The following is a 13,005-nucleotide window of genomic DNA, read 5'->3' as shown; positions in this document are numbered from 1 at the left end:
CATCACCGCGCCAGACAGGAGGAGAGATTTGATGCGCGCACTTACCTTGGGCCTTGTTGCCACCATGCTCGCCAGTGCGGGCCTTGTTTCGGCAGAGACGACCATCGTCCACGCGGGCCGGATCATCACCGATCCTGCCGCCACGCCCATTGAACGCGGCACCGTGACCATTACCGACGGTCGCATCGTGAGCGTAGAGAGAGGCTGGGTGGAGGCTCCTGACAACGCGACCGTGGTCAATCTGGAAGGAAAGACCCTGCTTCCCGGGCTGATCGATCTCCACGTCCATCTGACCGGAGACCCCGGCGGCGATTTCTGGCGCGAGGCGGTGGAGCCCGATGAATGGGGCGTGGTGGTCGGCGTGAAGAATGCCGAAAAAACGCTGAAAGCTGGTTTCACCACGGTGCGGGAGGCCGGCAGCGCGCAGCATACGGCATATTCGCTGCGCCGCGGAACTGCGGAGGGCCTGATCCAGGGGCCGCGCATCATCGCCGCAGGCCCGCCGCTCGCCATCGTGGGCGGTCATGGAGACGTTTCGGGTTTCAAGCCGGAAATCAATGCGATCCTGTCGAGCGGCTATAGCTGCACCGGCCCGGTCGAATGTGCGGAAAAGGTCCGCCGCGCCAGCCAGAACGGTGCGGATGTCATCAAGATCACGGCAACCGGCGGCGTCCTCAGCCAGCAGGGTAGAGGGCTGGAAGCGCATTTCTCCGATGCCGAGATGAAGAGCATTGCCGACACGGCCCACTCGCTCGGGCTCGATGTCATGGCCCATGCCCATGGTGCGCGCGGGATCGAGGCGGCCGCGAGGGCGGGCATCGATACGATCGAGCATGCCACCTATCTCGACGAAGCTGCCGCCGAGGCGATGAAGGAAAACGGAACCGTATTGGTACCCACCCTGATGGCTTTCCAAGGCGTGACGGAGCGGCTGGGGCAGGGCGTGTATACACCTACGGTCGAAACGAAGATCCGCGACGTGGCCGAGATTGCGCGGGTGTTCATGGGCAGGGCCTATCAATGGGGCGTGCCGATCGCTTTCGGCACCGATGCAGGCGTCTTCGAACATGGCCGCAACGCTGGCGAATTCGCGCTGATGGTGGGGCAGGGCATGAGCAATCGCGATGCACTTGCCACAGCGACCACGAACGCGGCCAAGGTAATGCATATGGAGAACGAAATAGGCCGTATCGCGCCCGGTTATTCGGCTGACATGATCGCAGTTGGCGGTAATCCGCTGGACGATGTCTCCGTGCTCGAAAATGTCGACTGGGTCATGGTGCGCGGTCGCATCGCAAATTAACGCGGTCGTTGGTCGAAGGGCATGGCGCGGCGGTCGGCGCACGGTTTTCTTGTTTTTTCCTTCTGGCTTACAGATCGCAGGCAATCACTAGGGGGTAATCTCGATATGAAACTGGTACGCACAGCGCTCATCGGCGCGTCCGCTCTTTCTCTCGCCGCCTGCGCCACCACCGGCCAGCTTGCCGGGACGGACACAGCATCAGATCAGGCGGCGGCATCGGTTACCGCGCATGACGCGCTTTTTGCGCTGTTCGAGGACGCCGATGAACGTAGCCTCGCGCTCAATCCGATGAGCGCGCTGTTCCGCGGCGACATGCGCTATGCCGACCGGCTGGGCGATTATCTGACCGACGAATACAGCGATGCCAGTCGGGCGGATGCCGAACTGAATCTGCGCCAGCTCGGCCAGATCGACCGCCGTGCCCTCAATGAAACAGATCAGCTGGCCTATGACGTTTTCGAATACGATCAGCGACAGGCGCTCAAGGCCCTTGCGCCTGATCTGCTCTCGGTAACCGAGGTGCGTCCGGTGAACCATTTCTCCGGCTTCCACACCTTCTATCCCGGCTTCGCCAGCGGGCAGAGCGCGGCGCCGTTCGACACGGTTGAGGATTATGAAAACAACCTCAAGCGGCACCAGAACTATGTCGAACTGAACGATCGAGCGATCGCCCGTTTCCGTGAAGGTCTGGCGAGCGGTGTGCTGGAAACGCAGCTGACGATCGGCAATGTCATCAGCCAGCTCGACACCCAGCTGGCGATGGATATTGACGACTCGCCGTTCTGGATGCCGGTGACCAACTTCCCGGACGATTTTTCGGAAGCCGACAAATCACGCCTGACTACCGAATACCGCACGTCGATCGCGGACATCTATGCCGCGCATGAACGGATGCGCGATTTCCTGCGCGATGAATATTACCCCAAGGCGCGCAGCAGCGTGGGTCTTGGGCAGATGAAGGGCGGGCCGGCGCTCTATCGCCAGCTGATCGAGGATACCACGACGCTGCCTCTGACCGCCGATTACCTTCACAATCTCGGCCTGTCCGAAGTTGCGCGGATCAAGACGGCACTAGAAGAAACCAAGGACGAGGTCGGCTTTAGCGGCACTCTCAATGAATTCTTTGACTACGTCCGCACCGATGCGCAGTTCAAGCCAGCGAGCCGCGAGGCGCTGACGCAGACCTATTACGATATCGGCAAACAGGTGGATGCGCAGATCGGCGACTATTTCTCGCTGGTTCCCAAAACCCCGCTACTGATCAAGCCTTACGAGGAATATCGCGAGCAGTTCAGTGCGGGCGGGTCCTATGAAAGCGGCGCCCCCGACGGATCGCGGCCGGGTACCTTCTACTTCAACGCCTATGACCTGCCCAGTCGCCTGACGACCGGCAATGTCACGCTTTACCTGCACGAAGGCGCGCCCGGGCATCATTTCCAGATCAGCCTGGCGCAGGAAAACGAAGACCTGCCCGCCTTCATGCGCTTCGGCGGCAAGACCTCCTATGTTGAAGGCTGGGCGCTTTATGCCGAGACACTTGGCTATGAAATGGGCTTCTACGACGACCCCTGGAACCGCTATGGCACGCTGCAGGACGAACAGCTGCGCGCGATGCGGCTGGTGGTGGACACCGGCCTTCATTCGAAGGGCTGGACCCGCCAGCAGGCGATAGACTTCATGCTGGCCAACAGCGGCATGACCGAAACCGAAGTGGTCGCCGAGGTGGAGCGGTATATCGCCATCCCGAGCCAGGCGCTGGCCTACAAGGTCGGCGCGCTCAAGATCCAGGAACTGCGCGAACGCGCCGAGGCAAAGCTTGGAGACCGTTTCGACATCCGCGATTTCCATGCCCAAGTGCTGGACACTGGCGCGCTGCCGCTTCCCGTTCTGGAAGCCAAGATCGACCGCTGGATCGCTGGCGGGGGCAGCTAGTTCCCTCGCGATTGACCGAAAAAAGCAGCTTCTTCTAATATTCGTCCGACGGCGGAAAGCTGCGCCTTGCGATGGTTAATGTTGCCCCCGCTCCACAGGGAGAGCGGCCCTTTCGCGGAACGGGCGGGAACCGGATTCGGGCGTAGGGGGTTCTACTCGGCGGACGAAGGGAAAAGATTTCATGGAGGAATTGCCCATGTCGAGCTTGTCCTACCGCAGCAGCCGCCCCGACGGGTGGGTGAAGCCCAAGACTTATAGCGATGCCAGCCTTCGCTATAAACACCACGGGAAGATCATCCCGATGGAAGAACCGGGTTTCCTCGCACGTCTGTTCGGTGCTCGCTGACAAGAATGGTTCAGTAACGATAAAAGACAGGGGCCGGGAGTAGCGATACTCCCGGCCCCTTCTTTATGCCTTCGATGAGGCGGAGGAGATCAGTACTCCTCCGGTTCCTCGGGCGTCTCTGCGGTGAAGGTCTTGCCCGCCGTCTTGTCGCCGCGCGACAGCGCGAAAACCACGCCGGAAAGCAGCATCAGTGCAAGCAGGTTGGGCACCACCATCACGGCATTGGCGATATCGCCCATGCGCCAGATGAGGTCGCTTTCCCGGCTCGCCCCGACGAAGATCGCAACGCACCAGAGCACGCGCCACGCCATGTGCAGGATCTTCTCGCCGCCGCGGGTCGAACCCGGGATGCGGTCGTAGATGAAGGTCAGCGCACGTTCGCCGTAATAGCTCCAGGTCAGCAGCGTGGTGAACACGAACAGCAGCAGCGCGATGCTGGCGATGAGCGTGCCCAGCGGAATTGCACCGATTTCGAACGGGAAGGCCGCAGCGAAAGCACCGCTGGTCATGGCGAAGCCGTCGAGATCGGCCTGCCATGCATGCAGCACCGGCGCACCATTATGCGTGAAGTTGCCTTCAACGGTCAGGATGACCAGCGCCGTCATGGTGCAGATCACGATCGTATCGATGAACGTCCCCAGCATGGCCATGCGGCCCTGGAACTGCGGATCGTCGGTCTGCGCCACGGCGTGAGCGATCGGGGTCGAACCCTGACCGGCCTCGTTCGAGAACAGGCCGCGCGCCACACCGGCACGGATTGCCAGGATCACGGCTGCACCCACGAAACCGCCGCTGGCCGACTGGGCATTGAATGCCCCGCCGAAGATGCGGCTGAAGGTTTCCGGGATGTCCTGAATGTTGAGCAGGATCGCGATGACTGCCATCACCAGATAGGTTGCCGCCATGAAGGGGACGACCTTCTCCGCGACATTGCCGATCGACTTGATGCCGCCGATGATCACGATGAAAACCAGGATCGCCACGATCAGCCCGCCGAGCCATTCCTCGATGCCGAACAGTTCGTTGAGACCATCTGCCACCGCATTGGCCTGGATGCCGTTGCCGGTGACCAGCGCGCTGATCAGCGTGCCGATGCAGAAGAAGATCGCCAGCCACGTCCATTTGGGGCCAAGGCCGAGCATGATGTAGCTCATCGGGCCGCCGCGATACGTGCCGTCGCTGGTGGTTTCGCGATAACGGATCGCCAGCGAACCTTCGGCGAAAGCCAGCGCCATGCCGAACAGGGCGGTAATCCACATCCAGAAGATTGCACCCGGTCCACCAAGTGCGATGGCCGTTGCGACACCGGCAAGGTTACCGGTCCCGACCTGGCCCGAAAGCGCGGTCGACAGAGCGGCGAATGGTGAGATTTCCCCGGCGCCGCCTTTCTTCCGGCCAGCGAACAGGTTCTTGACTGCTGCGGGCAGGTTGGTGACCGGATAGAGCCGAAGCCCGATCATGAACCACAAACCTGCACCCAGCAGGATGATTGCCAGCGGTGGGAAAGGCAGGACGGTTTCACCGTTCCACGTTCCACCCCAGATGAAATCCGCCACATTGGTGACGGGGCCAAGCAGACGTTCGTCGAACGTAGCCGGTTGGCTTGTTGCCATTGAAATTCCCCTCATGCGTCCCGAAATCGAGAAGCGCGCAGGCTAGCTACGCGGGGGGCGCTTGAAAAGGCGCAATTGCGCACCTTCCCACGACTTGCGTTTTTATTGCGGTCCGCCTAGACGGCTTTCCGTCTTCCGACATCGATGAAGGAAAAGCCCCTCCCGATCTTGTATCGGGGCGGCGAAACCCCCATCCCGGAAGCAACACAAAATTCTAGCTTCGAGAGCGCATTCATCATGGCCGAAAACGCCGACAAGACAGCCAAGGTCGCCAAAGCGAACAAGACCTCGCCCGCCGAATTCATCCGGCAGGTACAGACCGAAGGCCGCAAGGTCGTATGGCCGACATGGCCCGATACGGTCCGCATCGCGATCTTCGTGTTCATCATGATGACGATCCTCTCGCTCTTCTTCCTCGGCGTCGATTCGCTGTTCGGCGCTTTGGTGCGCTGGCTGCTGACGCTGGCCTGATCTGACAGGGGTAACGAGACACATGGCACGCTGGTACATCATCCACGCCTATTCCGGCTTCGAGAACAAGGTCCGTGATTCGATCATCGCCGAGGCCGAACGCCTTGGCCTTTCCGAAGGCGTCGAAGAAGTTCAGGTCCCGACCGAAACCGTCACCGAAGTAAAGCGCGGCAAGAAGGTCCAGGTCGAACGCAAGTTCATGCCCGGCTATGTGCTGGCCAAGCTCAACATGACCGACGACGTGTATCACCTCGTGAAGAACACGCCCAAGGTCACCGGCTTCCTCGGCAACAACAATAAGCCGCAGGCCATTTCCGAACGTGAGGCTGCCCGCTATTTCGGCGGTGTCGAAGAAGCCAAGTCCGCGCCCAAGAAGCAGGTCAGCGTCGATTACGAAATCGGAGATCAGGTCAAGGTGCTCGACGGGCCCTTCGCCAGCTTCAACGGTGTCGTCGAGGAACTCGATTTCGACAAGCAGAAGGTCAAGGTCTCGGTTTCGATTTTCGGCCGTGCCACCCCGGTGGAACTGGAATTCGAGCAGGTCGAACTGGTCAAGTAAGACCAAGCGTAACGATTTCAAAAAGGGCGCTCTTCCAATGGGAAGGGCGCCCTTTTTGCATCAGGTGATCTACATCAGGTTGCTGGCATGATCCCCAGCTTGGTGGCGTAGGACAGGCTCATCATGATCGTGTCCACTGCGATATGTGCGATGATGCAGGCCCACAGATTGCCTTTGTTGTGGAAGCGTAGCCAGCCAAACCCGATGCCCACGACCCCGGTGATGATTACGCCGCCTAGCCCCTGATAGGCATGCGGCAGGCCGAACAGGGCTGCCTGGATAAGGATGATCGGCCACATCTTGCCGCGCAGGCCGCCAAGCCGCGACAGGCGATCCATCAGATAACCGCGCCAGAGCAGCTCCTCGCCGAACCCGGCGGAGAAGAACGCGACCAGCGCGATCCACAGGGCAAAGTGGAACGGGCTTTCGGTGACCCAGCCCAGCACCTGTCCGACATCGGGCGTGGTCAGCCCGACCGCCTCCACCAGCATCGCGCCAAGCGTGAACCAGCCGATGATGGCGGCTGTGGCTGCCGCCGCCCAACCGAGCGTCCAGAGCCAATTGGACGGCGCTTTGAGGTTCCAAGCATCCGCCAGCACGCCATCGCGGCGCAGCCAGTACCATGCCATCAGCAAGGCCCCGGCCATGCCGCCCGCTGTGGAGACCGCTGCGCCGGTCGAGCTGATCGAAAATTGGCCGTCATCCGTCTGGAAGCCCCAGATGAAAGCGGCTGGCAATTGGGCTAAAAAATAGACCAGTAGGACCGTCAGGAACTGCCAGATGAACCGGCCCCAGCCCAGTTCGCGTGCATCGGTTCGGATCATGCGCAGTCTTTCTTATGGTGGATCGGGCGGAGCAAGTGCCCGCCGCCAATCCCCTAACAGCTTGCTATCGGGCGATCACGCCGCCTTGGTGCGTTTTCCGCCTTTGGGTGCACGTTTCTTCGCACCCGAAGTTTTATCCTGACGCATGGCAGCGAGTTCTTCCTCGATCGCCTGGCCCCGGCGCATTTCTTCGATCTCGCGTTCGATGGCGGCGTTGGAGCAGCTATCTGCGCCTGCTTCTACCGCGAAGGCTGTCCGCTTTTCCAGCGCATCGATATGGTCGAGGCGGCGCTCGGTCCGGCTGCCATATTGGCGGTCGGCACCGGCCGAGTTGGCCTCGGCATCGGCTGCCACCAGATCGGCATGGCGCTGCCGCACCTCATCGCGTTTGCTTTCGAGGTCCCCGATCGCACTTTCCATTTCGGTAATGTCCGCCGCAAGGCCATCGATATCGCGGTCAATCCGCTCCTGCCTGCCCCGGCAATCTTCGCGGGCCATGAGCGCCTGCCGGGCAAGATCCTCACGACCATGGTTCATTGCTACCTTGGCCTTTTCGGACCACGCAGCTGCGCGATCCTCGGTTTGCGTCAGTTCGGTTTGCAGGCGCTCTTTCTGCCGGCGCGCCTTGGATAATTCGCCATGGAGGTCGATGATCGCGTCCTCGATTTCACGCTGAAGGCGGTTGAGCATCTTTGCCGGGTTCGACGCCGCATCGAGAGCGCTTGTGACGTTGCTTGAAATGAGTTCACGGACCTGAACCGTAATGCGAAACATGGTATGGCTTCCCCTGTTGCCCCGCCGTCCCGATTAGCGGGGAATGGGTAAATTTCCGCTTACTAAAACCATCGCCCGACTGGCCGCGCGAAACGGGCCTGCAACGATTTCCTACAAGGTCGAAAGCGGCCATAAAGGACCGATGATTAGCTATCATCCCTCCAGAGGTTTGCCTTCGGAAGAGGGCCTTTGCGGGCGCCGGCGTTTTTATCTCCAGGGGTGTGCTCCATGTGCTCCATCCTGTAGGACTGCCTCAGGGGCAATCCAACATCCGGCGATGCTTGCAATTACGGGCAGAATCGCTATGTGCGCGCCTTCCCAGACGACAGTTACGGGAAGTCCACGCGGGAGGACTGCCATCCATCACGGGGCAGGCCGCTCGACCGCTCAACATGAGGCATCGTCGATCGATGGTGCCGACAGTGTGAAAGGAGGCCAGTGATGGCCAAGAAGATTGAAGGCTACATCAAGTTGCAGGTGCCAGCCGGCACTGCAAACCCCTCGCCGCCCATCGGCCCTGCGCTGGGTCAGCGCGGTGTGAACATCATGGAATTCTGTAAGGCGTTCAACGCTGCCACGCAGGACCTCGAAAAGGGCGCTCCGATCCCGACGGTCATCACCGTCTATGCGGACCGTTCGTTCACTTTCGTCACCAAGACCCCGCCGGCATCGTTCTACCTGAAGAAGGCTGCCAAGCTGAAGTCGGGCTCGAAGGAGCCGGGCAAGGTTTCGGCCGGAACCATCAAGCAGAGCGCGATCAAGGAAATCGCCGAAGCCAAGATGGTCGACCTCAATGCGAACGATATCGATCAGGCCATGAAGATCATCGAAGGCTCCGCGCGTTCGATGGGCCTCGAAGTGGTGGAGGGCTAAGCACATGGCAAAGCAGACGAAGAACCAGCAGGTCCGCGCAAAGCTCGACAATGAGAAGCTTTACACGGTCGACGAAGCTCTCGCCACGCTGCGCGAGCACAAGTCGAAGTTCGACGAAACCGTCGAAGTTGCGATGAACCTCGGCGTCGATCCGCGCCACGCCGACCAGATGGTCCGCGGCATGGTTTCGCTCCCGAGCGGTACCGGCAAGGACGTGAAGGTCGCCGTGTTCGCCAAGGGCGACAATGCCGAGAAGGCTCTGGCTGCCGGTGCAGACAAGGTCGGTGCGGAAGACCTCATGGAAGACATGCAGAACGGCAACCTCGACTATGACCGCGTCATCGCGACGCCGGACATGATGGGTGTCGTCGGCCGTCTCGGTAAGGTTCTGGGTCCCAAGGGCCTGATGCCGAACCCGAAGCTCGGCACGGTTACGCCGAACGTGGAACAGGCCGTTAAGGACGCCAAGGGCGGCCAGGTCGAATTCCGCGTTGAAAAGCAGGGCATCATCCACTCCGGCATCGGCAAGCTGTCGTTCAAGGACGAAGACCTGAAGACCAACTTCAAGGCTCTTACCGACGCGATCGTCAAGGCGAAGCCGTCGGGTGCCAAGGGCAAGTATGTCCGCAAGATCACGCTGACCAGCTCGATGGGTCCCGGCCTCAAGGTCGACCTCGGCGAAGTCGAAGGCGCGTAAGCAGCTTCGAACGAAACAGCTTTCCTACATCGGTAGGATCAGATTAGGGCCGGGGGGAAACCTCCGGCCCTTTCTCATTGTCGCTTCAGATTCCGCCGGGGGTGAAGATGAAACCGGCCTGCGCCAGTCCTTCGCATAGCGCCGCCATGCAGGCGTCCAGCTCGTCGCGATCGGTTGAGCGGATCACGAAATTCGCCCCGACTTTCCCTTCCTTGAAGAAGGGGTAACTGCCGATCTGGCAATTCTCATGCGCTTTCTCGACATCGCGCAGCAGTTCCGAAACCTCGCTTTCAGGGATGAAGCCGCCCACGGTTTCGGCAATCAGCGGCGCCCCTCCCTCAAGGCTGCCGGTAAGCGCGTCGAGCATACCCGCCGTGATGTGCGGCACGCCGGCCATCAGGTGGACATTGTCGATGCGGATTCCCGGCGCGCCCGACATGCGGTTTGGTATCAGTTCCGCTCCCTCGGGCGTACGCGCCATGCGCAGACGGCCTTCGTTAAGGCCGCCCTTGTCGGCATAATACCGTTCCAGAATGGCGTGGGCTTCCGGATGGACAATCACCGGCACTCCCAGCGCTTGGGACACGGCATCGACGGTGATGTCGTCATGCGTGGGGCCGATGCCTCCGGTGGTGAAGAGATAGTCGTAGCTCTCGCGCAGCGCATTGACCGCCTCGACGATCCGCTCGACCACATCCGGCACCACCCGCACTTCGGACAGGCGGATACCCTGGACCTGCAGCCAGCTGGCGACCTGGGCGATGTTCTTGTCATGGGTGCGTCCGGACAGGATCTCGTCACCGATGACAACGAGGCCGGCAGTATAGATACGATCGGTCATGACGAGAGACCTACTGCGCTAATCGAGCGAAAGCTACCTGGCAGCTTGCAAGCGGGCGTCATTCTTTGCCGCAGCATCGCCTTTCCGGCTGAGCACCAGGATCCCGTCATCGACCGGATCCCTCTTCATCCGCTTGCGATCGACCACATATTCCTGATTGAGCCGCCAGGGATATTCCACCGCATTCTTCGGCATGAGATGCCTGCTGCGCTGGATATAACCGGATGAGAAATCGAATATGTTGTCCTCTTCCAGCGCGTGGTTCTGCGGCAGATAGGGTGTTGCGATATCCGCGCCTTCTTCGGCCATCGCATTCAGCACGCGGCAGATGAAATCTGCATTGATGTCCGCCCGCAAGGTCCAGCTCGCATTGAGATAGCCGAATACCACCGCAAGGTTCGGCAGGTTCGAGAACATGCATCCCTTGTAATAGTAACGATCCGCCAGATCGATCGGGTGGCCTTCGAGTGTAAGCGCGATCTTGCCGGCGACGGCGAGTTTAAGACCGGTAGCCGTGACGACGATATCCGCTGCCAGAAAACGATCGTCGGTCAGCCGGGCGCCGCCCTTCTCGAAGGCCTGGATGTGGCCGGTAACTATGTCGGCTTTGCCGCGCTTGATCGCGTCGAACAGATCGTCATCAGGGATCAGGCAAAGCCGCTGGTTCCATGGATTGTACGGTGGGGTAAAGGCGGCGAGATCGTAATCTTCTCCCATGGATTGGCGGATGCGTTTGTGGAGAATGGCGCGCATCTTTTTCGGCTTCCGCCGAGCAAGCTTGAACGTGAAGTCCTGCATCGTGATGTTCTTCCATCGGGTAACCGCATAGGCGACCTTCTCCGGCAGAACTTTACGTAGGAAGTTGGCAATACGGTCTTTTGCCGGGCGCGAGAACATCCATGTCGGCGTCCGCTGCAGCATGGTCACCTTTGCCGCCTTCTTTGCCATGGAAGGAACGAGCGTGACTGCAGTTGCCCCGGACCCGATCACAACAACCTGCTTATCGGAATAGTCCAGATCTTTCGGCCAGAACTGTGGATGCAGAACCTGCCCTTCAAATTCTCCGAACTCGAAACCTGGATCATAGGCCTCGTCGTAATCATAGTAGCCCGAGCCGAGATAGAGCCAGTTAGCGGTAAGCATCTTACGCTCACCATCGGGCATTTCGAGCGTCACGTGCCAGCGGGCATCGGCCTTTCGAAAGTCTGCTGAGATAACCTTGTGCTGGAACCGGATATGCCGGCGAATGTCGCGCTCGTCGACGACACGATGGAGATAGTCGAGGATTGCCGGCCTGTCGGCTATGGTCTTCTCGTGCTTCCATGGCTCGAATTCGAACCCCAGCGTGTGCATGTCGCTGTCTGATCTCACGCCGGGATAGCGGAACAGGTCCCATGTGCCACCAAGGTCGTCCCGCCGCTCGACAATAGCGAAGCTGTGCCCCGGCGACTTTTCCTTCATGTGTGCGGCCATGCCGATGCCGGATAGGCCCGCGCCTACGATCAGCACGTCTAAATCGGTCGCGCGGCTGCTAGTTGGTCTCTCTCCCATGCAGGGAAGGCTATCCCAAGCTGTGAGCAAGGGAAAGTACGAGTTGCGGAATAAAACCGGGAAGTGGGCCCTTGATCGACGTTCGTGCTCTCGCCTTAATGAGGTGGCTCGGCTAGGGCGGGATGGAGTGAGGAGATGCCATGACAAAAGAGGGTAACGGGCGCCCGCACCGAGTCACGTCGATCGACGTTGCTGAGCGCGCCGGGGTTAGCCAGTCTACGGTCAGCCGGGCCCTGTCCGGTTCGGAAACGATTACCGAAGCTACCCGTCGCCGGGTAGAGCAGGCGGCTGCCGAATTGGGTTATCATGTGAACATGCGCGCAGCCGGATTGCGCAAGGGGGAGACCGGGACGATCGCAATTGTGGTGATTGGTCGCGACGGGCAGGGGCCCGCGGCTATGAATCCCTTCTATTACAGCTTGCTGGGCAGCACGTGCGCCGCCGCGGCGGAGCGCGGATACGAAGCCCTGGTTTCTTTCCAGGCGCGGGAAGAGGAATTGTTCGGCCACTATGTGGGGCGGCGCCAGGCCGATGGCGTGGTGGTGATCGGAACGGCCAGCAACGGACCCGCCTGGGACTATTTTCGCCAGGTCGCTACTCAGAGCCATGCTATCGCTTTTTGGGGTTCGCCTTTCGATGATGCGGTCTGGGTCCGGTCGGACAATCTGGATGGTGGCCGACTTGCAGTCGAAAAGCTTATTGCAGGCGGCGCCAAAAACATCGTTTTCGTCGGAGATCCGAATTCCTCCCAGCGCCAGTTTCGCGAGCGCTATGAAGGTTATCGAATTGCAATGTCGGCGGCCGGATTGAACCCGCGCGAAGCAGTGGTGTCGGAAGGCGCGGATCGCGTGACGCAGGGGCGCAGTTCGGTGATCGCGCTCCAAGAAAGCGGCGCAGCGTTCGATGGGCTGTTTTTCGCCTGTGATGCCATGGCTTTAGGGGCTCTCGACGAACTTGCCGCCCGCGAAGTTGCCGTGCCGGCCGACGTGGGGGTCATAGGTTTCGATGGACTGGGATCTGGCGCTTTCAGCAACCCGCCGCTGACCACCGTGGAACCCGACTTCGCCGAAGCGGGCAGACTGCTGGTGGAAACGGCCCTCGCCGGAGAAGGTGAACGTGCCGAACGGCGGGTTCCTGTCCGTCTGGTCGAGCGCGCAAGCGCCAAGTAACGCTTTTCGTCGATTGGCGCTTTGCCAAGCAAACATGCTGCGGTCTAAGCTC

At 60.5% G+C, this 13,005-nt stretch carries 13 protein-coding genes; 8 read left to right on the top strand and 5 right to left on the bottom strand.

Going from position 1 to position 13,005, the window contains the following annotated elements; translation table 11 throughout:
* Positions 1–31: 31 nt before the first annotated feature.
* The 3 genes from ACYQ0G_RS13675 to ACYQ0G_RS13665 all read left to right on the top strand — a co-directional run bounded on the left by ACYQ0G_RS13675 (position 32) and on the right by ACYQ0G_RS13665 (position 3,581).
* Positions 32–1,303, top strand: a complete 1,272-nt coding sequence (locus ACYQ0G_RS13675) for a metal-dependent hydrolase family protein (RefSeq protein ID WP_460103632.1) — start codon at positions 32–34, stop codon at positions 1,301–1,303.
* Between the two features lie 105 nt (positions 1,304–1,408).
* Positions 1,409–3,235, top strand: coding sequence for a DUF885 domain-containing protein (locus ACYQ0G_RS13670; RefSeq protein WP_460103629.1), 1,827 nt, complete (start codon positions 1,409–1,411; stop codon positions 3,233–3,235).
* A 181-nt stretch (positions 3,236–3,416) separates the two neighbouring features.
* Positions 3,417–3,581 carry a hypothetical protein gene (locus ACYQ0G_RS13665; RefSeq protein WP_221543212.1) on the top strand — a complete coding sequence of 55 codons (165 nt, stop codon included), beginning with the start codon at positions 3,417–3,419 and terminating at the stop codon, positions 3,579–3,581.
* A gap of 89 nt (positions 3,582–3,670) precedes the next feature.
* On the opposite strand, the gene ACYQ0G_RS13660 is transcribed toward ACYQ0G_RS13665, so the two are convergent.
* Positions 3,671–5,194, bottom strand: coding sequence for an alanine/glycine:cation symporter family protein (locus tag ACYQ0G_RS13660; protein ID WP_460103626.1), 1,524 nt, complete (start codon positions 5,192–5,194; stop codon positions 3,671–3,673).
* Positions 5,195–5,431: 237 nt separating this feature from the next.
* Here ACYQ0G_RS13660 and secE point away from each other — a divergent pair, with 237 nt between their 5' ends.
* Positions 5,432–5,665, top strand: coding sequence for a preprotein translocase subunit SecE (gene secE / locus ACYQ0G_RS13655; RefSeq protein WP_460103624.1), 234 nt, complete (start codon positions 5,432–5,434; stop codon positions 5,663–5,665).
* A gap of 22 nt (positions 5,666–5,687) precedes the next feature.
* Positions 5,688–6,224, top strand: a complete 537-nt coding sequence (gene nusG, locus ACYQ0G_RS13650; RefSeq protein ID WP_221542656.1) for a transcription termination/antitermination protein NusG — start codon at positions 5,688–5,690, stop codon at positions 6,222–6,224.
* 74 nt (positions 6,225–6,298) lie between these two features.
* Here the strand turns inward: nusG and ACYQ0G_RS13645 are convergent, their stop codons facing one another.
* Entirely contained in the window at positions 6,299–7,048 is a 750-nt protein-coding gene (locus ACYQ0G_RS13645; protein WP_460103621.1) for a CPBP family intramembrane glutamic endopeptidase, read from the bottom strand.
* Positions 7,049–7,123: 75 nt separating this feature from the next.
* Positions 7,124–7,822, bottom strand: coding sequence for a PspA/IM30 family protein (locus ACYQ0G_RS13640; protein WP_460103619.1), 699 nt, complete (start codon positions 7,820–7,822; stop codon positions 7,124–7,126).
* Between the two features lie 441 nt (positions 7,823–8,263).
* Here ACYQ0G_RS13640 and rplK point away from each other — a divergent pair, with 441 nt between their 5' ends.
* A complete protein-coding gene (gene rplK, locus ACYQ0G_RS13635; RefSeq protein WP_221542659.1) occupies positions 8,264–8,695 on the top strand; it encodes a 50S ribosomal protein L11 in 432 nt (143 codons plus the stop codon).
* A gap of 4 nt (positions 8,696–8,699) precedes the next feature.
* Entirely contained in the window at positions 8,700–9,392 is a 693-nt protein-coding gene (rplA, locus tag ACYQ0G_RS13630) for a 50S ribosomal protein L1 (RefSeq protein WP_460103615.1), read from the top strand.
* A gap of 85 nt (positions 9,393–9,477) precedes the next feature.
* Here the strand turns inward: rplA and ACYQ0G_RS13625 are convergent, their stop codons facing one another.
* Both ACYQ0G_RS13625 and ACYQ0G_RS13620 read right to left on the bottom strand, forming a co-directional pair.
* Entirely contained in the window at positions 9,478–10,233 is a 756-nt protein-coding gene (locus tag ACYQ0G_RS13625) for a competence/damage-inducible protein A (RefSeq protein WP_460103612.1), read from the bottom strand.
* A gap of 33 nt (positions 10,234–10,266) precedes the next feature.
* Positions 10,267–11,784, bottom strand: coding sequence for a flavin-containing monooxygenase (locus ACYQ0G_RS13620; RefSeq protein WP_460103609.1), 1,518 nt, complete (start codon positions 11,782–11,784; stop codon positions 10,267–10,269).
* A gap of 140 nt (positions 11,785–11,924) precedes the next feature.
* On the opposite strand from ACYQ0G_RS13620, the gene ACYQ0G_RS13615 reads away from it, so the two are divergent.
* Positions 11,925–12,953 carry a LacI family DNA-binding transcriptional regulator gene (locus ACYQ0G_RS13615; protein ID WP_460103607.1) on the top strand — a complete coding sequence of 343 codons (1,029 nt, stop codon included), beginning with the start codon at positions 11,925–11,927 and terminating at the stop codon, positions 12,951–12,953.
* Positions 12,954–13,005 lie beyond the last annotated feature (52 nt).

The organism is Qipengyuania triglochinis, assembly GCF_054655615.1.
Note: the sequence above shows the minus strand (reverse complement) of the source record. Positions and strands in the feature narration are given on the sequence as shown.